The sequence below is a fragment of the Gordonia prachuapensis genome (assembly GCF_036350515.1).
In the GTDB taxonomy this organism is placed as follows: Bacteria; Actinomycetota; Actinomycetes; order Mycobacteriales; family Mycobacteriaceae; genus Gordonia; species Gordonia prachuapensis.
This window is the reverse complement of record NZ_JAZDUE010000007.1, coordinates 211,962-237,406: the sequence shown is the minus strand read 5'-3', so window position 1 is coordinate 237,406 and position 25,445 is coordinate 211,962. Positions and strand designations below refer to the sequence as shown.

Sequence of the window (25,445 nt, the reverse complement as noted above, 5' to 3'; positions counted from 1 at the left end):
CGGCCTACCGCCGCGGCCCACGGCATCGAAACCCGAGAACGGACAGACCATGAGAGCAGACAGACGATGAGGGCAGACAGACGACGCGCGGTGCTCGTCGCTCCCGCCTCCGACGACCGGAAGGCCCGTAAAGCGCTTTCCTCGGCCGCCGACGAGGTCGTACTCGACCTCGAGGACGCCGTAACCCCGGACCAGAAGAGCTCTGCGCGTGCGGCCGCGGCCGACCTGGTGGCCGAATTCGGTTCGCAGCGGCCGGTGTCCATCCGGGTGAACGCCGGCGACACCGAATGGTTCGGCGACGACATCGCCGCCTGCGCCGCGATGGGACCACAGCTGTGCACGGTGGTGCTCCCCAAGGCCGAGTCACCAGACCAGCTGATCGAAGCGGACGGGGCGTTGCGCGGCTCGTCCATCGGACTGCAGATCCTGGTGGAGACACCGACCGGGATCCGCGACATCGCGGACATCTGTGCCGCCACCGACCGCCTGGTCACGGTCGTGATCGGTTATGCGGATCTGGCTGCGACATTGGGTCGCTCGGCGTCGATGCCGCGATCTGGCTGGCATCCGATCCAGGACCGCGTACTGATCGCCGGCCGTGCTGCCGGTGTTGCGGTGGTGGACGGGCCGCATCTCACCATCGCCGACGACGACGGATTTCGCGAAGCCAAGACCTGGGTGCGGGACCTGGGCTTCGACGGCACCTGGGTGATCCATCCTACCCAGATCGACTCGGCGCGCGCGATCTTCACGCCGGAGGCCGATGACGTTGCGGACGCGCGACGGGTCATCGCGGCACTTTCCGACGCAGCCGCGCGCGGTGACGGTGCGGCGAAGCTCGACGGCCGGATGCTCGACGAGGCGATGGCCGTCTCCGCACGACGCGTCCTGGCGAAGGCGGGTCTCTCGTGAGCGCCGCCATCTCCGTCGGCGGTCCGTACTTCGACGAACTCACCGTCGGACAGCGTTTCTCCGACGCCCCGTCGGTGACGCTGACGTCCGGGATGGCCGCGGCCCATCAGGCGATCCTGGGCGATCGGATGCGCCTGTCCCTCGACGCCGAACTGGCACGACGCGTGACCGGAGGCTCCGAGGCTGTTGCGCATCCCGGACTGGTGTGCGACCTGGCCATAGGCCAGTCCACTCTGGCGACCCATCACGTGAAGGCCAATCTCTTCTATCGCGGGCTCCGCTTCCTGCACAGCCCGCACATCGGCGACACCCTGACCACCACCACCGAGGTCGTCGGGTTGCGCGAGAACACCCCCAAGCCGGGCCGCGCCCCGACTGGGCTCGCTGCGCTGCACATCGTCACCACCGACCAGCACGACCGAGTCGTGCTGGACTTCTACCGATGCGCGATGCTGCCGTTGAGTCCCTCGGCGAACCCGGACCGCACACCGCCCGCCGACGATCTGTCCACGATCGGCACCGCTGAGACCACCGAACCGACGCTGCCCGACTGGGATCTGGAGGTGTTCAGAGAGAAGGTTGCGGGACAACACTTCTCAACGGACTTGGCCGGCGGGACGTTCGATTCCAGCGCAGATGTGGTGTCGAGCGCACCGGAACTCGCCCGACTCACCCTCAACATCGCCGCCACCCATCACGACGCCCGGGTCGGACAGAACGGCCGCCTGGTGTACGGCGGCCACACGATCGGGTTGGCGCTCGCCCAGGCGACCCGCGCTCTGCCGAATCTGGTCACGGTGCTGGGCTGGGAGTCGTGCGATCACACCGGCCCGGTCCACGAGGGCGACACACTCACCAGTGCTCTCCACGTCGAACGTGCGACCCCACTCGACCGCGGCGGCGTCGTCGATCTTCGGTCGACGGTCGTGGCCCACGAGTCCGACGGTGCCACACGGCCCGTCCTCGACTGGCGCTTTCGCGCACTCATGGCCTGAACCCGAAGGAGCGACCATGACCCCAGCCGACAAACCGCTCGCCGGCCTCCGCGTCGTCGAAGTCTCCAGTTTCATCGCATCACCGTTCGCCGGGCTCACCTTGTCGCAGTTGGGTGCCGAGGTGGTCCGGGTCGACCCGATCGGGGGCGCAGCGGACGTGAATCGCTGGCCCCTGACCGCCGACGGCGAGTCGATCTACTGGACCGGGCTCAACAGGGGCAAACGCTCGGTGGAGGCCGATCTGCGCAGCGAGGCCGGCCAGGAGCTGGTGCAACGACTGGTCACCGAGTCCGGTCCCGGCGGCGGAATCCTGCTGACCAACCAGGCCGGCCGGTCGTGGATGAGCCACACGGTGTTGTCGCGCATCCGTCCGGATGTGATCACCCTGGAGATCCTCGGTCGCACCGACGGCACACCGGGCGTCGACTACACGGTCAACGCCGGTCTCGGCTTTCCGCAGATCACCGGTCCGGTCGAGCACGCGGATCCGGTGAACCACGTACTTCCGGCCTGGGATCTGGCGTGCGGACTGTATGCGGCACTGTGCATCTCCGCTGCGGTCCGACGACGCGAACAGAGCGGCGTCGGCGCGCACATCACCCTGCCCCTCGAAGACACCGCACTGTCGGTGGCCGGCACCCTCGGCTATCTCACCGAGCCGCAGGTGAACGAGCACAGCAGGACTGGGACGGGCAACGACGTATACGGCACGTACGGAACGGATTTCACCACTGCCGACGGGGGACGGTTCATGGTCGTCGCCCTCACACCCCGCCACTTCCGTGATCTCGTCGACCTCACCGGTGTGCGCGACGCCATCGACGCCGTGGAGAAGGCCCTCGGTGCCGACTTCCGTCGCGAGGCCGACCGGTTCACCCATCGCGCGGTGCTGAACGGCCTCTTCGAACCGTGGTTCGCCCGCCACTCCACCGCCGACGTCACCGCGGCACTCGAGACGGCGTCGGTCCTCTCACAGCGGTATCGGACCTTCGACGACGTCGTGTCCGAGGGCGTCCTCGCCGACAATCCGATGTTCACCGAGCTCGACCAGCCCGGCATCGGCCGCTACCTCGCCGCCGCCTTTCCCGCCGCGTTCGACGGCGCGCACTATACGACCGGCCCGGCGCCGTCACTCGGCGCCGACACACCGGGCGAGTAGCGCACAAACCCATCCCGTCGACTGGGTGCCACTTCCCGTCGACTGGGCGCCACTTCCCGTCGACTGGGCGCCACTTCCCGTCGACTGGGCGCCACATCCCGTCGACTGGGCGCAACATCCCGTCGACTGGGTGCCACTTCCCGTCGACTGGGCGCAACATCCCGTCGACTGGGCACCCAGACACCGCCTTCAGCCCTGCATGCACGAGTGCGGTCAGGTCACCTGCTCTCGTCGAGTTCGGCGAGGACCGCCTCGGTGTGTTGGCCCAACGCGGGCACATCCCCCATCGGGAGTTCGATGTCGGCGAAGGTCATCGGCGGCAGCAATGCCCGAACCGGGCCCACCTCGGTGCCGACCTCACGCCAACGATCCCGTTCGGCGAGTTGCGGATGCGCGACCACGCCGTCGAGTTCGCGGATCTCCGCGGCCGGTATCCCGGCGGCAGCGAGCATCTGGTCCAGTTCGACGGTGGTGAACCGTTTGGTCTCGGTGGCGACGAGTGCATCGACCTCGCTGCGCCGCCGAACCCGCTCGATGTTGGTGGCGTAACGCACGTCCTCGGCGAATTCCGGACGGCCCAACACATCCGAGATCAGCACACGCCAGCCACGATCGTTCTGGACACCGATGAGCAATTCGCCGTCCGATGTCGGATAGCGGTCGTAGGGCACGATCGCCGCGTGGCCGACCCCGGAACGCGGAGTCTGTCGGTCGCCGTAGAGCCGCATGTAGAGCGGATGGCCCATCCATTCCACGGTGGCATCGAACATCGACACCGCGACCGAGGCGCCCACGCCGGTGACGCCGCGGCGCACGAGCGCACTGAGCACCGCTGTCAGCGCGTACATGCCGGCCGCGATGTCGGACGTGGGAATGCCGGTCTTGACCGCGTCGTCGGCGTTACCGGTCACCGAGATCAAGCCGGCCTCCGCCTGCACGAGCATGTCGTAGGCCTTCCGGTCCCGGTACGGGCCGGCATCCCCGTATCCGGACATGTCGACCACGATGAGGCCGGGGTTGTCGGTGCGCAGGTCGTCGGCGCCGAATCCCAGTCGGTCGGCCGCCCCCGGCGCGAGATTCTGCAGGAACACGTCGGAGCGCCCGATCAGTCGCCGCAGCGCGTCACGGCCGGCCGGCGACTTGAGGTCGAGCTCGACGGATTCCTTGCCGCGGTTGAGCCAGACGAAGTGTGAGGCGAGCCCGTGGACCGCGTCGTCGTAGCTGCGGGCGAAATCGCCTTCGCCCACCCGCTCGATCTTGATGACCCGTGCGCCGAGATCGGCGAGGTGGCGAGTGGCCAGTGGGGCCGCCACGGCCTGCTCGAGAGCGACAACGGTGATACCAGCGAGAGGTGGACCTGCAGAATCGTCGATCACCGGGTAACGATCACCCGCGGCAAACCGGGTCGTCAACAGATGACCGGCCGGGACGGGCATAGGGAGTCCCTCATCGAGTGAGAGTCGGACCCACATTGAACGTGATCACCGTCGCATGATCGTATGGAAGTTGATCCCCGCAACTTTCTTGCTGGTGCGGGCGACGCCGCTGGAGGTGAGATGACGACGATCGAGGTCACCGGACATCGTCAACGCGAGGCCTGGGCCGACAAGGTGCTGCCGCCGGTCGAAGAGGTCAGGCCGGGCCTCTGGTCGGTGCCCGTACCGATGGGCGCCAATCCGCTGCGGTATGTGCTGATCTACGTGCTCGCGCTGCCCGACGGGATCGCCCTCATCGACACCGGCTGGCCGTCGGAAAAATCCTGGCAGGCGCTGGTCGACGGCATCCGCGCGACCGGACACGACATCACCGATGTCCGGCACGTCTCGATCACCCACCTGCATCCCGATCATTTCGGTCTCGTCCCCCGGTTGCTCGAGCACGTCGATCCGGTGCTCGTGATGCACCGCAACGACGCCCGCCACCTGCGCCACGTCGATGACGCCGAGATCGAACGGCAGATCGAGGAGTCGAGGATCGAGCTCGAGGCGCTCGGTGCGCCCGACGTGATCGACAACGGGTTCCGGCACATCGCGCGGCTCCCCTCCGGCCGCACCATGGACGTCGAACTCGACCACGATCAGGCCCTCGACCTGCCGGGCTGGAATGTCCGCGCCCTCTGGACACCGGGCCACACAGCGGGGCATCTGTGCTTCGTCGACGAGGACGCCGGCGTCATCTTCACCGGCGATCACCTGCTGCCCCGGATCAGTCCGAACGTGTCGACCAACGCATTCCAGTCACAGAACCCGCTCGCGGAGTACCTCGTGTCGTTGGCGCACACCGAGCGGCTTCCCGACCTCGAGGCGCTGCCCTCGCACGAGTACCGTTTCCGCGGCCTCGCCGACCGGGTCAGCAACCTCCTCGACCACCACGAAGAGCGACTCGGCGAGATCGCCACCGCCGTCGCCGAGAACCCGCAGAGCACCGCGTGGGAAATCACCCGGTCGGTCACGTGGTCGCGGCCGTTCGAGCAGTTGTCCGAGGATCTGGCCCGGATGGCGATGCGCGAGACGCATGCGCATCTCGTCGTGCTCGATCAACGCGGCGTCCTCACGCCCAGCCGGGGCACACCGGTCCGCTGGAGTGTCTCCGCGCCGACGCCGACACCGGAGGCGAGTTCGATGCCCATCCCGACCACCTGCGACAGGAGCTGACGATGAGTGCAGTGACCACCGAGTTCGCCGACGGCGTCGCCGTCATCACGATCAATCGACCCGAGGCGAAGAACGCGGTGAACCTGGAGGTCGCGGAGGGGGTCGCAGCAGCCATCGACGAGCTCGAGGCCCGCGATGACCTGACCGTCGCGATTCTGACCGGTGCGGGTGGGACATTCTGCGCCGGGATGGATCTCAAGGCTTTCACTCGCGGTGAGCGGCCGTCGTTGCCGGGTCGCGGCTTCGCCGGGTTGACCGAGGCGCCGCCCACCAAGCCGCTGATCGCCGCCGTCGAGGGTTGGGCGCTGGCCGGTGGATGCGAACTCGCGCTCACTGCCGACCTCATCGTCGCCGCCGGGGACGCGAAGTTCGGCATCCCGGAGGTAAAGCGCGGTCTCGCCGCTGCGGGTGGTGGGCTGCTCCGGTTGGCGAAGACGCTGCCGTATCAGCTCGCGATGGAGTTGGCGCTCACCGGCGATCCGCTCAGCGCTACGCGGGCACACGAGTTCGGCCTGGTGAACCGGCTGACCGAGCCCGGCGACGCACTTGCCGGCGCCCGCGAACTCGCCGCGACGATAGCGTCCAACGGCCCGTTGGCGGTGAAGGCCACCAAGCAGGTCATGTCGATGTCGATCGGCTACACCGACGGCGATCTCTTCGCGAAGCAGTGGGACCATCTCGGCCCGGTGTTCGCCTCACAGGATGCGCAGGAGGGCGCCCTCGCGTTCGCCGAGAAGCGGGCGCCCCGGTGGACCGGACGGTGATCGGGGCCTCCGCTCTCCTACGATGAGTCCGTGGACCTGCACCTCGTCACCTATTTCGTCGCGGTCGTCGACCACGGCGGGATCACGAAGGCGGCCCAGTCGCTGTACATCTCGCAACCCTCGCTGTCCCAGGCCATCCGGACGCTGGAGCGACGCCTCGGCGTCACCCTGTTCGACCGGTCGGGCCGCAGACTCGAACTGACCGAGGCCGGACGCAGGCTCGACGGCGCGGCGCGGCGGATTCTCGTCGATGTCGACCGCGCGAAGTCGAAAGTCGAGGCGGTACGTGAACTACGTTCGGGCCGTGTAGATCTCGTGACACACAGGGCGTTCGGCATCGACCCCATGGTGAAGATGGTCCAGGCGTTCCACGATCGATTCCCGCGCGTGACCGCCCGGGTACTCGCGGCCGACGGGCCGACCGGCGTGCTGGCGGCTTTGCGGAGTGGCGACGCCGAGATCGGATTGATGGACACCGCGGCCGACCGCGCGACGTTCACTGCGCTCCCCCTCGGGACACAGGAGTTGGTCCTGGCCGTGCCGCCGGGACTGACCGGCGAGTTGCCGAATCCGATCCCGCGCGCGGACGTCCGCGCGATCCCGCTCGTGATCGACATGAGCGACCCGGCCACCTCCGCGATGCTCGCCGACCTGATCGACGACGAGGGCCGCAACGTCGTCGTCGACTGCGCTCACCCCACCGCCACGTGGGACCTGGTGTCGCGCGGCACCGGCGCCACCCTTGCGCCCGAAATCGTAGCGCGACAACAGATGCCGTCCACCCGTCGGTTTCGCATCGACCCACCGCCGACCCGCGACTACTCACTCGTGATGCGGTCCGGGCGACCATCGCCCGCCGGCATGGCCTTCATCGCCGTCGCCCGCGACACCGTCGGCGGCGCAAGGACCGCCCCATCCCACGCGACCGGGTTCGACGAGCGGTAGGCCATGGAGTTACGTCAGGTCGAATACTTCCTCGCGGTCGTCGAGAACGAAGGCATCGGAGGTGCCGCGGCCGCGCTCGGTGTCGCGCAACCCACTGTCTCCCAGGCGCTTCGGGCGCTCGAGCGCGAGCTCGGAGTCCAACTCTTCCACCGCATCGGCCGCGGGATGGTACTCAGTGCCGCCGGGCGGACGATGGTGGGACCGGCCCGCCAGATCGTGCGAGACGTCACCGCCGTCGATGACCTGCTCACGGTCGCCGGTGACGAGCTGACGGGACGACTGGACATCGTCGCCGTGCCCGCGGTCGCGCAAGGGCCACTCATCGACCTCCTCGTGCAGTTCCGGCATCGATATCCGAGTGTCGCCGTTCGTTTCGGTGAGCTGAGGGACGAGACGCTGGCGGCAACGGTGCTCGAGGACGGCCACTGCGAGTTCGCGGTGGCGCATCTGCCGATCGCCGGGGACGACCTGGAAGTGATCGTCATCGGCGAGCAGGAGTACCTGCTCGTCTATCCGCCCGGCTCCGACGTTCCGGACGGACCCATTCCCTTGGAGCAGTTGCCGCCGGTGCCGATGGTCTTCGTGCCGCGGGGACAGTCGGTCGCCGACGAGATCGAGGAGGCGATCCGCGTCGCCGGTGCGCGGCCGCCCCTGGCAGTCCTGTCCGAGCTGCGCGAGCAACGACTTCCGATGGTGCTGGCGGGCATCGGCGGCAGCCTGCTGGAGAAGTCGATGGCCGAGTCCGTCGCCGACCGTGCCGTCATACGTACCGTGGACCCGCGCTTCGTCCGCCCATTCGCCATCGCCTTCGACCCGGCGACCCTCTCACCGGTCGGTCAGGCGTTCGTCGAGCTGATCCGGGAGGCCGTCGGTGCTGGACCTGACCAGGCACCGAGCCCCCGCTTCCCGCTGATCGAGTAGGCGACGAGCCGCTAGTGTCGCGCGTCGTTAATTCGTTTACATGCTCGGAGGTGGGAGAATCTACGCATGCCCACTTCGGTCGTGGTTCTCGATGATGAGTCGCGTGCGGTTCTGGAGTCCTGGACCCGTTCGTCGACGGTGCGTGCGGGTCTGGTTGAGCGTGCACGCATTGTGCTCTCGGTAGCTTCGGGTGCCGGGACTTCGGCTACGGCCAGGCGATTGGCGGTATCGAGGCCGACCGTGATCAAGTGGCGTGATCGGTTCCTCGAGCAAGGAGTTGACGGGCTCTATGACGAGCCGCGTAGCGGTCGGCCCAAGACGATCGATGACGCTGCAATCCTTTCTGTGACACTGGATCCTCCTCCGCCGCGGTTGTCGGTGACACACTGGTCTACGCGCCTACTCGCGGTGCATCTGGGCGTCGGCGACGCGACGGTGGCCCGGGTGTGGCGGCGCTACGGGATCAAGCCGTGGCGGCAGGAGACGTTCAAGTTCTCCACTGATCCCGAGCTGGAGGCCAAGGTTCGCGATGTGGTTGGGCTCTATCTGAGCCCGCCGACGAATGCGGTGGTGTTGTGCGTGGACGAGAAGAGTCAGATCCAGGCACTCAACCGCACTCAGCCGATCTTGCCGATGCGGCCCGGGCTACCTGAAAAGGCAACGCACGACTACAAGCGCAACGGTACGACCACGTTGTTCGCGGCACTGGAGGTGGCCACGGGAGTGGTGGTTGACCACTGCTACGAGCGGCACGGCAAGGCGGAGTTTCTCGATTTCATGAAGATGGTCGCGAAGGCCTATCCGCGTCGCAAGCTGCACATCATCTGCGACAACTACCACACCCACAAGCACGCGGACATCAACGCGTGGCTGGCTCGAAACCCGAGAGTGACCTTGCATTTCACTCCCACATCGGGCTCCTGGCTCAATCTGGTCGAGGTGTTCTTCGGAATAATCACCCGCCAAGCCATTCGGCGTGGCTCGTTCGATTCGGTCAGTGACCTCGTCGCCGCAATACGTTCATTCATCGACGGCTGGAACGACCGCTGTCACCCATTCGTGTGGACCAAACCCGCGGATGAAATCCTCACCCACGCAAAACGTAAACGAACTTAGGACGCGCAACACTAGGCGAGGAGCCGTATCGAGATCCCCTGCCCGACAACACCTCCCACAACGCGCCCCCGCCTACACCACCCGCTCGAACACCGCCGCCAGCCCCTGGCCACCTCCGATGCACATCGTCTCGAGACCATAGCGCGCCTCCCGGCGCTGCATCTCGCGCGTCAGAGACGCGAGCATCCGAACGCCGGTGGCCCCCACGGGATGCCCCAGCGAGATCCCTGAGCCGTGGACGTTGGTGCGGTCGAAGTCTCCGCCGGAACCGAATCGACCGAATCCCCACTCGCGGGTGACGGCAAGCGCCTGCGCCGCGAACGCCTCGTTGAGTTCGATGACGTCGATGTCGGCCAACGACAACCCGGCCTTGGCGAGCGCCTTCTCGGTAGCGGGTACCGGCCCGATACCCATGATGCGCGGCGGCACGCCCGCGACGGCCGACGACACCAACCGCACCAGCGGTCGCAGGCCGTGCTGGGCCGCCACCTCCGGGGTCGTGACGATGCACATCGCCGCCGCATCGTTCTGGCCACTGGCATTGCCGGCCGTCACGGTGGCCTCCGGGTCCTGCTTGACCATGATCGGCGTGAGTTTGGTCAACGCTTCCACGGACACGTCGGGACGCGGATGCTCGTCGGTGTCGATGATCTGCTCGCCCGCTTTCGTGCGGACGCCGACCGGGACGATCTCCTCCGCGAGCAGACCGTCCTTCTGCGCCCGGACGGCGCGCAGGTGTGATTCGACGGCGAGTTCGTCTTGCTCGTCGCGGCCGATCTCGTACTCCTTGCGCAGGTTCTCGGCGGTCTCGATCATCCCTCCGGGGACGGGATGGTGTCGACCCCCGGCCGTCGACCGGGATCGTACGAGGCTGTCGTGCATGGCGATACCCGTCCGCGCGCCGCCCCACCGCATGTCCACCGAGTAGAACGACGCGTTGCTCATCGACTCGGTGCCACCCGCGACCACGATGTCGTTGTCGCCGTTGGCAACCTGGAATCCGGCCTGGATCACCGCCTGCAGCCCGGAGCCGCATCGCCGGTCGATGTGCATACCGCCCACGGTGATCGGCAGCCCGGCGTCGAGGGCGACCACCCGCCCGATCGCCGGCGCCTCACTGTTGCCGTTGCAGTGGCCGAGGATCACATCATCGACGACGTCAGGCGCGAGTCCGGTCCGGTCGAGCAGTCCGCGCAACGCCGTCACCCCCAGGTCGACAGCGGTCACGTCCTTGAACATGCCGCCGTACCGGCCGATCGGCGTGCGGACGGGTTCACAGACGACGATGTCTCTCATGGCAGACCTTTCGGTATGAGTCAGGTTCGGGGACTGCGGCGACCGATGATCACATGAATCGCCCGCCGGTGACGTCGAGGACGGTTCCGGTCATGTACGACGACATGTCCGACGCCAGGAACAGCGCGACCGACGCCACCTCGCCGACCTCACCGGCTCGCTGCATGGGGATCTCCGCCATCTTCTGGTCCCATGCCTTCTGCGGCATCGCCTCGGTCATGGCGGAGCGGATGAGGCCCGGCGCGATCGCATTGACACGCACGCCATGGTGCGCCATCTCCTTGGCGGCCGCCTTCGTCATGCCGACGATGCCGGCCTTGGCGGCCGAGTAGTTCGTCTGGCCGACCATGCCGACCTTGCCCGACAGCGACGAAATATTCACGATCGCACCGTGTTTCGCCTCGCGCATGATCGCGGCAGCCTTGCGTGTGCCGTTCCACGTGCCCTTGAGGTGGACCGAGATCACCAGGTCGAAGTCCTCTTCCGACATCGTGCGCATCGTCGCGTCGCGCGTGATTCCGGCGTTGTTGACCATCACGTCCAGGGAGCCGAACGCCTCGACGGCGTCGGCGAGCATCGAGTCGACCTGCGCCGCGTCGACGACGTCGCACCGCACGGCGCGCGCCACCTGGGCGCCGCCGAGTTCTTCGGCTGCGGCGGACGCGGCATCGAGGTTGACGTCGCCGATCACAACCCGGCCTCCGGCGTCGACGAACGCCCGTGCGATCTCGAAACCGATACCCTGTGCGGCCCCGGTGACGACCGCGGTCCGTCCATCGAGCAGTGCTCGAGGTGCAGATGAACTCATGGGTCGGAATCTACCGGCATTACTTCCCGATCCGGCCCGATGTTCCATTCGAAGCGGCTAAGGGATCGGTAGGGAGTTCGTAGTGGACCGGCCCCGCCCCGACGGCCACAGTGGGATGATGACCAGTGTCATGAACACAACCACCGCAACTCCTCAGGTCAGCGCTGACGACTTCGCCGACATCCTCGCCGCGACACGCGAATTCATCCGCGAGAGGGTCGTGCCACGCGAGCAGGAGATCCTCGAGGCCGACGCCATCCCCGATGACATCCGCGCAACCGCGAAGGAGATGGGACTCTTCGGCTACGCGATCCCCCAGGAGTGGGGCGGCCTGGGTCTCGACCTCACCCAGGACGTCGAGCTCGCGATGGAACTCGGGTACACGTCACTGGCGTTGCGCTCCATGTTCGGCACCAACAACGGCATCGCCGGCCAGGTCCTCGTCGGATTCGGCACCGATGAACAGAAGTCCGCGTGGCTGTCGCGGATCGCGTCGGGAGAGGTCGTGGCGTCGTTCGCGCTCACCGAGCCTGGTGCCGGGTCGGATCCGGCAGGTCTGCGCACCAAAGCCGTGCGCGATGGCTCCGACTGGGTGATCAGCGGCGAGAAACGGTTCATCACCAATGCCCCGCTTGCCGACCTGTTCGTCGTCTTCGCGCGGACCCGACCGAAGGACGAGCAGGGCACGGGGATCGCCGTGTTCCTGGTGCCGGCCGACGCCCCCGGGGTGACCGTCGGCGCCAAGGACCGCAAAATGGGACAAGAGGGTGCCTGGACGTCGGACGTGTACTTCGATGAGGTCCGCGTGCCTGCCGAAGCCGTCGTCGGTGGCAGCGAGGATGTCGGCTACCGCGCCGCGATGACCTCGCTGGCGCGCGGGCGCGTGCACATCGCCGCACTGGCGGTCGGTACGGCCCAACGTGCCCTCGACGAATCGGTTTCCTGGGCCGCGACAGCGACTCAAGGGGGTCGGGCAATCGGCGAGTTCCAGCTGGTGCAGGCCATGCTGGCCGACCAGCAGACCGGCGTGATGGCGGGTCGGGCCATGGTCCGGGATGCCGCCCGTGCATGGGTGGAGAACACCGATCGACGGATCGCGCCGTCTGCCGCGAAACTGTTCTGCACCGAGATGGCAGGCGAGGTCGCCGACCTCGCCGTGCAGATCCACGGCGGCAGCGGTTACATGCGCGAGGTACCTGTCGAGAGGATTTATCGCGACGTCCGGCTGCTCCGTCTGTACGAGGGCACGAGCGAGATCCAGCGGCTCATAGTCGGCGGGAACCTGGTGAAGCGGGCCCAGCGGTCGCGGTGAGTGCCGGACACAGCGCCCTGTTGCTCGTGTGACTTCTGTTCACTGCGGTCCACCACGGTCTACCGCTGTTCACTGAAGGGGCTGGATGTGTTTGCACCACTTCACAATTCACCTTGAATCGAACATCTGTTCGTGTACTCTGGAGGTATGAGAACTTCGGGGGATCTCACCACCATCAGCGATCTACTACGCGACCTATGTGTTGATGACCTGTCGGGTCATGACGCGTTCGAGGCGATGCAGCTCATGCTCATCGTCCGCAACCTCGTCGACCATCACGCCGCACGCCTCGCCGGCATGCTGGAACAGCTGGGCGTTGCCCGCGACCACGGCCGCAGCACCCGCGAACTGCTCATCGTGATGGGCTTCGCACCATCGGTCGCCCAACGGCTGCTGCGGATCGCCGGATCGTTGGAGGCGTTGCCGACGCTGGATGCCCACGCCGCCGACGGCGCCATCCCCGGTGAGCATGTCGATGCGATCGTGCGCGGTATCCACCACATCGACCGCAGATCAGCGGAACCGATCGACGACGCGCTGCGTCTAAATCACGTGACTGATCTTCTGGGACAGTTCTTCTCCGGCGCCACCCCCGCCGACATCGACAAACGTGCCCGCACCCTGGGCAACCAACTCGCCGACGACACCGACGGCCTGCCCGCCGCCGAAGACCGCGAACTCAACGAACTCGCCACCCACATCGACGACGACGGCCGCCTGCACGTCACCGCCGACCTCGACGTCGAAGTCGGCGAGAAACTCACCGCCGCCCTCGAAGCACTCGGCAAGCCACGACCCGAACCCGACGGCCGCACCGACCTCCGCACCACCGCGCGGCGCCACGCCGACGCCCTGGACACCCTGCTCGACATCGCCGCCCGCATCGACACCGCCGGCGCCATGTCAGCACCCAAAACCCAAGTCCTGCTCACCGTTCCCGCCGACACACCCGACCAGTCCAGCCTGGAGTTCATGGGATCGATCACCGACGCCACCCTGCGCCGCCTCTCGTGTGACAGCAGCATCACCACCATGATCGTCGACGGCGAACGCGTCCCCCTCGACGTCGGCCGCGAACACCGCCTGTTCCCCGCCCACCTGCGCCGCGCCCTACACGTACGCGATCAGGGCTGCATCAAATGCGGCGCCCCCGCCACCCGAGCCCACGCCCACCACATCATCCACTGGGCCGACGGAGGCGAAACATCCTTGCAGAACGGGTGTTTACTATGTCCAGCCTGTCACGCCGACGTCCACCACAACGGCTGGGACGTCATCATCGGCGCCGACCACCACCCCTGGCTCATCCCACCAGTCACCGTCGACCCACAGCGCCGAACCTTGCCCGCCCACAACCGACGAACGTTGAACCTCGACAACCTACCCGCCGCCGCCTGACCCTGTCCCCGCAGTATCCGCCCCACAGATCTCGATACGCCACCTCGCCCAGCGGCTCGGCGGCTACTCGATCAGCAAGACCGCACCCGACCTGATCGGGACCGGATCCGTACCTTGACAACTCCACAGAGTGAAACACCCACGCCACCAACCGGTGTCACGTACCCGACGGCCGCCAGCCGACCCACACCAGGCCGGCACGGTGCGCGGTACGCGACACCGGACGGCAGGGTCACCGGTCGATGAACGTGCCGAACGCCGGCCGAACGCCGGCTGAGCGCCTCAGACGAGTTCGACGACGGTGGCGTTGGCCATCCCACCGGCTTCGCACATCGACTGCAATCCGTACCGGATTCCGTTGTCGCGCATGTGATGCACCATTCGGGTCATGAGAATCGCCCCGGAACCGCCGAGTGGGTGACCCACGGCGATCGCACCGCCGAGGGGATTGACGCGGTCCGGGTCGGCGCCGGTCTCGATCTGCCACGCCAACGGGACGGGCGCAAACGCCTCGTTGATCTCGAACACCCCGATGTCGTCGATGGTCAGTCCGGACCGCTCCAGGGCCTTAGCGGTGGCCGCGATCGGTCCGGTGAGCATGATGACGGGGTCGTCGCCCGCGACGGCGACGGTGTGGACGCGTGCGATCGGCGTCAGCCCGAATCTCGCTGCGGTGTCACTGCCCATCACGAGGAGTGCTGCGGCGCCGTCGGAGATCTGCGACGCGTTTCCGGCGTGGATCACCCCGTCCTCTCGGAAGGCGGGTTTGAGGGCAGCCATGGACTCGACCGTGCCGCCGCGACGAATTCCCTCGTCCCCTTCGAGCACACCGGCGATCGGGGCGAGTTGACGATCGAAGGCACCTGCATCGGTGGCCTGTGCGGCGAGTTCGTGGGAGCGCAGCGCGAACTCGTCGAGAGCGGTACGGCTCAGCGACCATTTCTCGGCCATCATCTCGGCACCGATTCCCTGGCTGAATCTGTCGACTCCGTAGCGGTCGAGCACTGTGGCGGGCTGGCTCTCCCCGTTGGGCGCCGCGCTGCCCATCGGCACCCGGCTCATCGACTCCACACCGCCGGCGACGACCACATCCTGCTGGCCGGACACCACGGCGGCAGCCGCCATGCTCAGCGCCTGCTGGCTCGATCCGCACGCCCGGCTCACGGTCGTACCCGGTACCGACTCGGGCCATCCGGCGGCGAGAACGGCGGTCCGGGCCACGTTGCCTGCCTGCTCCGACGTCTGACTGACGCACCCCCAGACGACGTCGTCGACGACCTGCGGTTCGATACCGGTCCGTTCGGCAAGCGCTTCGAGAACGTGGGCGGACAGGTCGGCCGGATGGATTCCGGACAGGGCGCCGCGGCGACGGCCGATCGGGCTTCGAACCGCGTCCACGATGACGGCATCACGCATGTGCTGTTCCTCCTCGTCGGCGGGCAGATCAACGCTCTGGTCGAGTGGCTTCTCCCAGATCGACTACACCCCGGCGTGGGGGTCGGTGACAAGAGGATTCGGACACACGGACCGATAGTCACCGCCTATGTGCCCGAACCGGCGACCCCGGCGCGGATTGGCAGCCGCTAAGGCTCCGATAGCCGATTCCTGGTTCCACGACCGTTCGGTGCAGGGCATGCTGAGCTGAGCGCAGTCCGCCCGGTCACAGAGATCGGTCGCAGCAGAACACCGATCACGCAGCTGGTCACCGGTTACGCAGCAGTCACACAGAAAGAGGTCAGCATGGCCCGTCTCGCCCAGACACTCGGTTTGACCGACGTCCAGTCGGAGATCGTGGCGAATGTGCGTCGGTTCGTCGACAAGCAGATCATCCCGGTCGCGCAGGAACTCGAGCACACCGACACCTACCCCCAGGAGATCGTCGACGGGATGGCCGAGATGGGGTTGTTCGGGTTGATGATCCCCGAGGAGTACGGCGGGCTCGGCGAGTCACTCCTCACGTACGCGCTGTGTGTCGAGGAACTGGCCCGCGGCTGGATGAGTGTGTCCGGGGTGATCAACACCCACTTCATCGTCGCCTACATGATCCGTCAGCACGGCACCGACGAGCAGAAGCAGCGGTTCCTGCCGCGGATGGCCACCGGCGAGGTCCGCGGCGCGTTCTCGATGTCGGAGCCCGACCTCGGTTCGGACGTCGCCGCGATCACCACCACCGCCAAGCGCGGAGCCGACGGCGACTACTCGATCACCGGGCAGAAGATGTGGCTGACCAACGGCGCGAGCTCCACTCTGGTCGCTGCACTGGTCCGCACCGAGGAGGGCCAGGAGCGCAAGCACAAGAACCTGACCACGTTCCTCATCGAGAAGCCCTCCGGGTTCGGCGAGGTGCTGCCGGGCCTCACGATCCCCCGCAAGATCGACAAGATGGGTTACCGGGGCATCGACACCACCGAGCTGTTCTTCGACGACCATCGCGCCCCGGCCACCGACATCCTGGGTGGTGTTCCCGGCCACGGATTCGCCCACATGATGGACGGCGTCGAGGTCGGCCGGGTCAACGTGTCGGCCCGCGCCTGCGGGATCGCCCAGCGCGCATTCGAACTCGCCGTTCGATACGCGCAACAGCGATCCACCTTCGGCAAGCCGATCGCCGAGCATCAAGCCGTGGCGTTCAGTCTGGCCGAGATGGCGACCAAGGTCGAGGCCGCCCATCTGATGATGGTCAACGCCGCCCGTCTCAAGGATTCCGGTGACCGCAACGACGTCACCGCGGGCATGGCGAAGTATCTGTGCAGCGAGTACTGCGCCGAGGTCACACAGGCGAGTTTCCGCATCCACGGCGGCTACGGCTACTCGACCGAGTACGAGATCGAACGTCTCATGCGCGAGGCACCCTTCCTGCTCATCGGCGAGGGCACCAGTGAGATCCAGAAGCAGATCATCAGCAAGGGTCTGTTGCGCGAGTACCGCGAGAACTGAACGCCTCCGACGGCGCGAGCCGCGCACACGTTCGAGGACCGCCGCGTCGGGATACGCTCGGGGGGTGTCTGTCTACGACCACGGATTCGCACGGGTCACCGGAGCAGTGCCGATCGTCTCGATCGCCGACCCGGCGACCAACACCGAACGGACCGTCGAACTGGTGCGCGCGGCTGCCGATGACGGGGCCGCGCTCGTCGTGTTCCCCGAACTCGGGTTGTGCGGGTACAGCATCGACGACCTGTTCCACCAGGATGCGGTCATCGACGCGTGCCTGACGGGTCTGGCGTCGATCGTCGAGGCGAGCCGGGGTCTGCGGCCGGTCATCACGGTGGGGCTGCCGATGCGCGTCGGCGACGGACTCTACAACTGCGCCGCCGTGGTCCACGACGGCGGGATTTTGGGCATCGTGCCCAAGTCGTACCTCCCGAACTACCGCGAGTTCTACGAGCAGCGGTTCTTCGCCGCCGCCCGCGACGCTCCGGTGACGACGGCAACCGTGCTCGGACAGCAGGTTCCGTTCGGTGCGGACCTGATCTTCGAGGCCACCGATGTCGAGGGATTCAGCGTGCACGTCGAGATCTGCGAGGACGGGTGGGTCCCCATCCCACCGAGCACCTGGGCGGCCCTGGCAGGCGCCACCGTGCTGGTCAACCTGTCCGGCTCTCCGGTGACCGTCGGCAAAGAGGGCTATCGAAAAGCTCTGTGCACCAGTCATTCCGCCCGCTGCGTCGCGGCCCACGTGTACGTGGCGGCCGGATTCGGCGAGTCCACCACCGATCTCGCCTGGGACGGCGACGCGCTGATCAGCGAGAACGGCACCCTTCTCGCCCGTTCGGACCTGTTCGCGATGGACGCTGCGATGATCACCGCGGACATCGATCTCGACCGGCTGCGCCAGGAGCGGATGCGGATGATCAGCCTGCGCGATCAGGTCGGCGACTTCGCCGACGAACTGAAACCGCTGCGCCGCATCCGGTTCACGCTCGGACCCGACACAACACTCGGATCAGACACAGCGGCCGGATCTGACACAGCGGCCGGCGACATCCTGCGCCGCGAGGTGCCGCGTTTCCCGTTCGTGCCGGCCGACTCCGCCGACCGGGACGCCCGCTGCCGGGAGGTCGGCAACATCCAGGTGCAGGGTTTGGCCGCCCGACTACGCGCCACCGGGATCGACAAGATTGCCATCGGGGTGTCCGGAGGCCTCGACTCCACCCTCGCCCTGCTGGTCGCGGTGGACACGTTCGACCGGCTGGGATTGCCGCGAGAGAACATTCTCGCCTACACGATGCCCGGTTTCGCCACGGGCACCGCGACTTTGCGCCGTGCCCACGTGTTGATGGACACGCTCGGTGTCAGCGGTAGCGAGATCGACATCCGGCCATCGTGCGAACAGATGCTCGCCGATCTCGGACACCCCTACGCCGCCGGGGAGAAGGTCTACGACGTCACGTTCGAGAACGTCCAGGCGGGCGAGCGCACATCACACCTGTTCCGGCTGGCCAACCATCACGGGGCGATCGTCCTGGGTACCGGCGACCTGTCCGAGCTCGCGTTGGGCTGGTGTACCTACGGTGTCGGCGACCAGATGTCGCACTACAACGTGAACTCGTCGGTTCCGAAAACGCTGATCCAGCACCTCATCCGGTGGATGATCGCGACCGGTGCATACTCGGCGGAGACGACAGAGGTGCTGACCGAGATCCTCGACGACGTCATCTCACCGGAACTGGTGCCCGCCGGCGACGACGGCCGCATACAGAGCACCGAGGACACGGTGGGGCCCTACGAACTCCACGACTTCTTCCTCTATTACGTCACCCGCTTCGGCTACCGTCCCGACAAGGTGGCGTATCTGGCGTCGCAGGCGTGGGGAGATCGTGACCGAGGTGCGTGGTCGGAACTGATCGGCGACGATCGCCGCAATCAGTACGACACCGACACGATCCGGCACTGGCTCGGCGTCTTCCTCAAGCGGTTCATGGGCAATCAGTTCAAGCGCTCCGCGATGCCCAACGGCCCGAAGATCGGCTCCGGCGGATCGCTGTCGCCGCGCGGGGATTGGCGCTCGCCGAGCGATGCGAGCGCTCGGGTCTGGCTGGACGCGCTGTAGGCACCATCGGCCGTCGGGCCACCCGGACGACGGCCTCGGCTAGCTAGTCGCAGGCCTCGAGGAGGCGCTTGAGCTCGTGGTCGAAGGCGTGCGCGATGTCCCACACGTCAGGTGCGAGGTCGGTGCAGGTCAGGATGCCGACGTTGAGGTGGCCGTCGGCGGAGAACACCGTGATGTTGAGTCCCAGACCGTGGAAGACCGGACCGAGCGGATACACCGCGGTCACCCGCGCGCCCAGGAAGTAGAGCGGGAAGTCGGGTCCAGCGACGTTCGAGATCAGCACGTTGAAGACCGGCGGATGCGACATCGCCAGCCGCCGATCGCCGTAGAACTTCATGACCGTCGCCATCGTCGTCCCCGGCGCGAACTGCGCCCAGGCGCGCAGGATGTTCGCGTCGATGTCGGCGTGATGGTCCTTGGACGTCCGTGCCAGCTCGGCGGCCCGCTTCAGCCGGTCCACCGGATCGTCGAGGTCGGAGGCGAGCTTCGCGAACATGCCGGTCACCTTGTTGGTACCGCCGGTCACCAGCGAGCTCTCGTCGGCGCCGTGCACCGACACCGGGACCATCGCCACCAGCGGCTGGTCCGGTAGTTCGTCGTGACCCTGGAGATAGTCACGCAGCGCTCCGGCGGTGATGGCGAGAACCACGTCGTTGATCTTCACGTCGAACCGGTTCTTGACCAGCTTGACGTCGTCGAGCGACAGCTGCGCCATCGCGAGGGCGCGGTGCGGCGTGATCGGCGCATTGAACCTGGTGCGCGGCGCCTGGAACGGGGCCGGCATCGCCGATTTGGTGCGGCTGCGCCGGAACCAGTTGATCGGTACTTCGACGGTGCCGGGAATCAGTCTGGCCATCGCGATGGGTCGTTGGACGAAGTAGTTCATCGCGCCGGTGAGCGCCATCGTCGTCCGGGACGTCCGCCCTGCCGTTTCCTGAACCTTGTCCGGATCCAGTTCGGGCGCCTCGGGGCTCAACGTGCACATCTGCGCCAGCATCTCGGCGCCGGTGACCCCGTCGACGCTGGCATGGTGCGTACGCAGCATCGCCGCGACCTTGCCATCCGCGAGTCCCTCGATGATCCACAACTCCCACAACGGCTTACCGCGATCGAGCGTCTGCCCGGCCAGGTGTCCACACAGGTCGGCGAGCTCGGCCTCACCGCCGGGCGCCGGGACCGCGACGCGATGCACGTGGCGCTCGATGTCGAAGTCATCGTCCTCGATCCAGACCGGGTGATCGATGTTGAGCATCGAATTGTCCAGTTTGCGACGAAAATTGGGCATCGCCGCGATCCGCCGCTGCAGTTCGTCACGGAGTTTGACGAAGCTGTAGCCGCCCGGCACGGTCGACGGATCGATCTCGATGAGACCGATGATGTGCATCATCTGGGATCGGGTCTCCAGATACAGAAACGACGCGTCGAGGCCGCTCAGACGCTGCATTGCCACCACCTCACTCGCTCGTCACCCCTCACCGCACGGTGACCCATGGCCGTTTGTCCGACTACCCACAGCGTCGATCATCCGGCCCAATCATGCGGGAAGTATGACCGGTCGATGCCGTGTTCGCCCTAGGTTTTGGCGTATGGATCATCATCTCGATGTCGACCGTAAAGATGTCGCCGATCTGCCGGTGAATGCGAACCCGTTGTTCACGCGACCCGGTGAGGCCACCGAGTTCCCGCGCTTCTCGCTCCCGGCGACGTCATCCCTGCCCGAGACCGCCTATCAGATCGTCCACGACGAGGCGATGCTCGACGGCAACGCGCGCCAGAACCTCGCCACGTTCGTCGGCACCTGGATGGACGACCACGCCAACCGGCTCTACGTCGAGTCGGCGGACAAGAACATGATCGACAAGGACGAGTACCCGCAGACCGCGGCGATCGAGACACGTTGCTGGACAATGCTCGCCGATCTGTGGAACGCGCCCGACCCGACCCGTGCGGTCGGGACGTCGACGATCGGTTCGTCGGAGGCGGCGATGCTCGGCGGGTTGGCGCTCAAACGCCGATGGGTCGAACGCCGCAAGGCCGAGGGCAAACCCGTCGGCACACCCAACCTGATCATGTCGTCGGCGGTGCAGGTGTGCTGGGAGAAGTTCTGCAACTACTTCGACATCGAGGCCCGCTACGTACCGATCACCGAGGAACATCCCCTGCTCGACGGGCACGACCTCGCCTCGTACGTCGACGAGAACACGATCGGCGTCGTGCCGATCATGGGCGTGACCTACACCGGCGCCTACGAACCGGTCGACAAGATCGCGGCCGCGCTCGACGAGATCCAGGCGTCGACCGGTCTCGACATCCCGATCCATGTCGACGCCGCATCGGGCGGAGCGGTGGCCCCCTTCCTCCAACCCGACCTGGTGTGGGACTTCCGGCTCGAGCGGGTCGCCTCGATCAACATGTCCGGCCACAAGTACGGGCTGGTCTACCCCGGCATCGGCTGGGTGGTGTGGCGCGAGGAAAGCCTGCTGCCGGAGAGCCTGGTGTTCCGCGTCAGCTACCTCGGCGGCAACATGCCGACCTTCGCGCTCAACTTCTCCCGGCCCGGCGCCCAGGTACTGCTGCAGTACTACCAATTCCTCCGCCTCGGTTTCGACGGTTATCGCGCGGTGCAGCAGAACTGTCAGGACGTCGCGCTCTATCTGTCATCGGCGATCGGGGCGATGGAGCACTTCGAGTTGCGCAGCGACGGTTCGGACATCCCCGTCTTCGCGTGGCAGCTCGCTCCGGGACGCTCCACCAACTGGACATTGGACAACCTGTCGTCGCAGTTACGCGAAAAGGGCTGGCTGGTGCCGGCCTACCCGCTGCCCGACAACCTCGCCGACCAGTGGGTCCAGCGGATCGTGGTGCGCAACGGCCTGTCCCGCGATCTCGCCGACGTCCTGATGCGTGACATCCGGAGCTCGGTCGAATACCTCGACAGCCTCGACGGCCCGATGCCGACGCCGCACACCACCACCGGATTCCACCACTGAGCCGTTCCCTCGGAAAACAGGCTTCGGTAGAACACGTTCTAGTACGCTCGGTCCTCGATGAGCAACTACAGCCACGCCGAGCTCGATGACGCGTTCCGGGAATTCCAGAAGACGGTTGCCGAGATCGCCGTCACCCGCGACTGGGACCGGTTCGCCGAGATGTTCACCACCGACGCCCGCTACATCGAGCACGCCTTGGGCACGATGACCGGCCGCGAAGAGATCCGGGCCTGGATCTGGAAGACGATGACCGCCTTCCCGGGCAGCCACATGACCGGCTTCCCGTCGCTGTGGCATGTCGTCGACGCCCCGACCGGCCGGGTGATCTGTGAAGTCGACAACCCGATGCGGGATCCCGGTGACGGCACCCACATCACGGCCACCAACATCACGATCCTCACCTATGCCGGTGACGGCCTCTGGAACTGCGAGGAGGATGTCTACAACCCGATGGAATTCGGACAGGCGGCCATGCGGTGGTGCGAGAAGGCGGCTGACCTGGGCACTCTCGACGACGAGGCGAACCGATGGATGCAGACCGTCGGCAAGATGTTCGCCCGGCGCGGCTGACGCAGTTGCCTCGCGAACCCGCAGATGAGGCGGGAACACGGGGCCACGCCAACCATCCGTGACCGGCGACACGCGATGAACGCGTAACGACGCGCCGCGCTGGTTACGATTGCGTAAGTGCGGTGCTTGGGTCCACCGGAGCAGGTGACGTACCCTGAACGACTGATCACCATGTCAGTCGGCCCGCCGAACCCATCAGACATGACATGCGGACCACGACCGTCACCGTTCGGAGGAAACTATGGCACGCCAGCTGAACCAGCTCGAACTGCTCAAGGAGCTGTCGCCGGTCGCCGAGGACAACGTCAACCGGCACCTGAAGATCGCCAAGGACTGGAACCCGCACGACTACGTTCCGTGGGACGAGGGCAAGAACTTCGCGGCGCTCGGCGGCGTGGACTACGACCCCGAGCAGTCGCAGCTCGACGAGGTCGCGAAGGCCGCGATGATCACCAACCTGCTCACCGAGGACAACCTGCCCTCCTACCACCGGGTGATCGCCGACAACTTCTCGATGGACTCGGCGTGGGGCCACTGGGTGGGACGGTGGACCGCCGAGGAGAACCGCCACGGCATCGTCATGCGCGACTACCTGGTGGTCACCCGCGGCGTCGATCCGGTCGCTTTGGAAGAGGCCCGGATGATCCACATGACCAACGGCTACGACCCGATGCTCGCCGCTGCCGGACGCGTCGACGAACTCGAGGACCACGCCGACGAACTGGGCCTGCTGCACTCGGTGGCCTACGTGACGTTCCAAGAGCTCGCGACGCGGGTGAGCCATCGCAACACCGGCAAGGCGTGCAACGACCCGATCGCCGACAAGATGCTGCAGCGCATCGCCGCCGACGAGAACCTGCACATGATCTTCTACCGCAACATCTGCGGCGCCGGCATGGACATCGCGCCGGACCAGACGCTGCGGGCGGTCACCGACATCGTCACCAACTTCCAGATGCCCGGCGCCGGGATGCCCAACTTCCGCCGAAACGGCGTGCTGATGGCCAAGCACGGCATCTACGACCTGCGCCAGCACCTCGAAGAGGTCATCATGCCGGTGCTGCGCAAGTGGAAGGTCTTCGAGCGCGACGACTTCACCAGCGAGGGCGAGCAGACCCGTGAAGAGCTGGGCAACTTCCTCGCGCAGCTCGAGAAGGACACCCTCCGCTTCGAGGAGATGCGTGACCGCTCCCTCGCGCGCGAGGCCAAGAAGCGGGAGAAGCAGGCATCCTGAGCACCGCAGTCATCAGCCGGCCGGCGCCTTCGGACACCGAGGGCGCCGGTTCGCTGTTGCCCGGGAATCGTCCATCACTCCGCATCGGCTCGATCGAACTCGCCAGTCCGGTGGTGCTGGCCCCGATGGCCGGCGTGACCAACGTCGCGTTCCGCACGCTGTGCCGTGAACTCGAACTGGCGCGCACCGGTACGGTCTCGGGCCTCTACGTCTGCGAGATGGTCACCGCGCGTGCGCTCGTCGAGCGTCACCCGGTGACGATGCACATGACCGCTTTCGGCCCGGACGAGAACCCGCGGTCGATGCAGCTGTACACCGTCGACCCGGACAACACCTACGCCGCGGCCAAGATGATCGTCGACGAGAACCTCGCCGACCACATCGACATGAACTTCGGCTGCCCTGTCCCCAAGGTGACCCGCAAGGGCGGCGGATCGGCGATTCCGTACAAGCGCAAGCTGTTCCAGCGCATCGTTGCCGCCGCGGTCCGCGCGACCGAGGGCACGTCGATCCCGGTGACGGTGAAGTTCCGGATCGGCATCGATGACGACCACCACACACATCTCGACGCCGGCCGGATCGCGGCCGCCGAGGGTGCACAGGCCGTCGCACTGCACGCCCGCACGGCCTCTCAGCGCTATTCGGGTACCGCCGACTGGGACGAGATCGCACGTCTCAAAGAGCACGTCACCGACGTGCCGGTACTCGGCAACGGCGACATCTTCGAACCCTCCGACGCGGTCGCCATGATGCGCCGGACCGGGTGCGACGGTGTCGTGATCGGCCGCGGCTGCCTCGGCCGGCCCTGGCTGTTCGCCGAGTTGGCGGCCGAACTGAACGGCCTGCCCGCCCCGGCGCAGCCGAATCTCGGCGAGGTGTCGGAGATCATCGTGCGGCATGGGGAATTGCTGGCCGCCCACCACGGCGAGGACAAGGGCATGCGTGAGATCCGCAAGCACGTCGCCTGGTACCTGCGCGGTTTCCCCGCCGGGAGCGACCTGCGCAACCGACTGGCGTTGGTGAACACCCTCGACGAACTGCGCGACCTGGTCGCCACCCTGCCGGCCGACGCCGAGTTCCCCGCCGACGGGCACGGGCCGCGCGGGCGGCAGGGCTCGCCTGCCAAGGTCGCGCTGCCCGAGGGCTGGCTCGACGATCCCGACGAGGACGTGGTCCCCGCGGGCGCCGAGGTCATGCACTCGGGCGGCTGAGCACGGGCAGATCACCGGTCGGTCACGGCGGCGAATCCCCCGACGTGGCTGAGAAATGTTCTCAGGTGCCATCAGTACTATGACGCGGAGGTCCCGCACGCGCAGGG

General features: G+C 66.8%; 21 protein-coding genes. 16 read left to right on the top strand and 5 right to left on the bottom strand.

Annotation, left to right across the window (positions count from 1 at the left end; all coding sequences use genetic code 11):
• Positions 1-66: 66 nt before the first annotated feature.
• The 3 genes from V1Y59_RS10610 to V1Y59_RS10600 are packed head-to-tail and all read left to right on the top strand — an operon-like array spanning position 67 to position 3,066.
• A complete protein-coding gene (locus V1Y59_RS10610; protein ID WP_330504913.1) occupies positions 67-912 on the top strand; it encodes an HpcH/HpaI aldolase/citrate lyase family protein in 846 nt (281 codons plus the stop codon).
• Entirely contained in the window at positions 909-1,907 is a 999-nt protein-coding gene (locus V1Y59_RS10605; protein WP_330504912.1) for a MaoC family dehydratase, read from the top strand. Before V1Y59_RS10610 ends, V1Y59_RS10605 begins: the two co-directional genes overlap by 4 nt.
• Before the next feature lie 16 nt (positions 1,908-1,923).
• A complete protein-coding gene (locus tag V1Y59_RS10600) occupies positions 1,924-3,066 on the top strand; it encodes a CoA transferase (RefSeq protein WP_330504911.1) in 1,143 nt (380 codons plus the stop codon).
• Between the two features lie 218 nt (positions 3,067-3,284).
• Here the strand turns inward: V1Y59_RS10600 and V1Y59_RS10595 are convergent, their stop codons facing one another.
• A complete protein-coding gene (locus tag V1Y59_RS10595; protein ID WP_431309149.1) occupies positions 3,285-4,439 on the bottom strand; it encodes a CaiB/BaiF CoA transferase family protein in 1,155 nt (384 codons plus the stop codon).
• Positions 4,440-4,622: 183 nt separating this feature from the next.
• Here V1Y59_RS10595 and V1Y59_RS10590 point away from each other — a divergent pair, with 183 nt between their 5' ends.
• From V1Y59_RS10590 to V1Y59_RS10570, 5 genes are all read left to right on the top strand, one after another.
• Complete coding sequence (locus tag V1Y59_RS10590) at positions 4,623-5,720, top strand: MBL fold metallo-hydrolase (RefSeq protein WP_330504909.1); 1,098 nt, start codon at positions 4,623-4,625, stop codon at positions 5,718-5,720.
• Between the two features lie 2 nt (positions 5,721-5,722).
• Entirely contained in the window at positions 5,723-6,484 is a 762-nt protein-coding gene (locus V1Y59_RS10585) for a crotonase/enoyl-CoA hydratase family protein (RefSeq protein ID WP_330504908.1), read from the top strand.
• A 30-nt stretch (positions 6,485-6,514) separates the two neighbouring features.
• Positions 6,515-7,429, top strand: a complete 915-nt coding sequence (locus V1Y59_RS10580) for a LysR family transcriptional regulator (protein WP_330504907.1) — start codon at positions 6,515-6,517, stop codon at positions 7,427-7,429.
• Between the two features lie 3 nt (positions 7,430-7,432).
• Positions 7,433-8,350 carry a LysR family transcriptional regulator gene (locus V1Y59_RS10575; RefSeq protein ID WP_330504906.1) on the top strand — a complete coding sequence of 306 codons (918 nt, stop codon included), beginning with the start codon at positions 7,433-7,435 and terminating at the stop codon, positions 8,348-8,350.
• Between the two features lie 66 nt (positions 8,351-8,416).
• Complete coding sequence (locus V1Y59_RS10570) at positions 8,417-9,466, top strand: IS630 family transposase (protein ID WP_330504905.1); 1,050 nt, start codon at positions 8,417-8,419, stop codon at positions 9,464-9,466.
• Positions 9,467-9,538: 72 nt separating this feature from the next.
• Here the strand turns inward: V1Y59_RS10570 and V1Y59_RS10565 are convergent, their stop codons facing one another.
• Together V1Y59_RS10565 and fabG are read right to left on the bottom strand one after the other, a co-directional pair.
• Positions 9,539-10,762 (bottom strand): acetyl-CoA C-acetyltransferase, encoded by a 1,224-nt coding sequence (locus tag V1Y59_RS10565; protein ID WP_330504904.1) that lies wholly within the window; start codon positions 10,760-10,762, stop codon positions 9,539-9,541.
• Positions 10,763-10,811: 49 nt separating this feature from the next.
• Positions 10,812-11,570 (bottom strand): 3-oxoacyl-ACP reductase FabG, encoded by a 759-nt coding sequence (gene fabG / locus V1Y59_RS10560; protein ID WP_330504903.1) that lies wholly within the window; start codon positions 11,568-11,570, stop codon positions 10,812-10,814.
• Positions 11,571-11,688: 118 nt separating this feature from the next.
• Here fabG and V1Y59_RS10555 point away from each other — a divergent pair, with 118 nt between their 5' ends.
• Positions 11,689-12,882 carry an acyl-CoA dehydrogenase family protein gene (locus tag V1Y59_RS10555; RefSeq protein WP_431309146.1) on the top strand — a complete coding sequence of 398 codons (1,194 nt, stop codon included), beginning with the start codon at positions 11,689-11,691 and terminating at the stop codon, positions 12,880-12,882.
• Between the two features lie 147 nt (positions 12,883-13,029).
• Positions 13,030-14,280, top strand: a complete 1,251-nt coding sequence (locus V1Y59_RS10550) for an HNH endonuclease (RefSeq protein ID WP_330504901.1) — start codon at positions 13,030-13,032, stop codon at positions 14,278-14,280.
• Between the two features lie 282 nt (positions 14,281-14,562).
• Here V1Y59_RS10550 and V1Y59_RS10545 read toward each other — a convergent pair whose 3' ends face one another.
• On the bottom strand, positions 14,563-15,696 hold the full coding sequence (locus V1Y59_RS10545; protein ID WP_330504900.1) for a thiolase family protein: 1,134 nt from the start codon (positions 15,694-15,696) through the stop codon (positions 14,563-14,565).
• Positions 15,697-16,020: 324 nt separating this feature from the next.
• Between V1Y59_RS10545 and V1Y59_RS10540 the strand changes: the two genes are divergently transcribed.
• Both V1Y59_RS10540 and V1Y59_RS10535 read left to right on the top strand, forming a co-directional pair.
• On the top strand, positions 16,021-17,217 hold the full coding sequence (locus V1Y59_RS10540) for an acyl-CoA dehydrogenase family protein (RefSeq protein WP_330504899.1): 1,197 nt from the start codon (positions 16,021-16,023) through the stop codon (positions 17,215-17,217).
• A gap of 64 nt (positions 17,218-17,281) precedes the next feature.
• Positions 17,282-19,333: an NAD(+) synthase gene (locus V1Y59_RS10535; protein WP_330504898.1), complete on the top strand. Its 2,052-nt coding sequence runs from the start codon at positions 17,282-17,284 to the stop codon at positions 19,331-19,333.
• Positions 19,334-19,376: 43 nt separating this feature from the next.
• Here the strand turns inward: V1Y59_RS10535 and V1Y59_RS10530 are convergent, their stop codons facing one another.
• Positions 19,377-20,777, bottom strand: coding sequence for a WS/DGAT/MGAT family O-acyltransferase (locus tag V1Y59_RS10530; RefSeq protein WP_330504897.1), 1,401 nt, complete (start codon positions 20,775-20,777; stop codon positions 19,377-19,379).
• Between the two features lie 142 nt (positions 20,778-20,919).
• Between V1Y59_RS10530 and gad the strand changes: the two genes are divergently transcribed.
• From gad to dusB, 4 genes are all read left to right on the top strand, one after another.
• Complete coding sequence (gene gad / locus V1Y59_RS10525) at positions 20,920-22,323, top strand: glutamate decarboxylase (RefSeq protein ID WP_330504896.1); 1,404 nt, start codon at positions 20,920-20,922, stop codon at positions 22,321-22,323.
• Between the two features lie 57 nt (positions 22,324-22,380).
• Positions 22,381-22,893, top strand: a complete 513-nt coding sequence (locus V1Y59_RS10520; protein ID WP_330504895.1) for a nuclear transport factor 2 family protein — start codon at positions 22,381-22,383, stop codon at positions 22,891-22,893.
• 241 nt (positions 22,894-23,134) lie between these two features.
• Positions 23,135-24,127, top strand: a complete 993-nt coding sequence (locus tag V1Y59_RS10515; RefSeq protein WP_330504894.1) for an acyl-ACP desaturase — start codon at positions 23,135-23,137, stop codon at positions 24,125-24,127.
• Positions 24,128-24,183: 56 nt separating this feature from the next.
• Entirely contained in the window at positions 24,184-25,338 is a 1,155-nt protein-coding gene (dusB, locus tag V1Y59_RS10510; protein WP_431309145.1) for a tRNA dihydrouridine synthase DusB, read from the top strand.
• Positions 25,339-25,445: the final 107 nt, after the last annotated feature.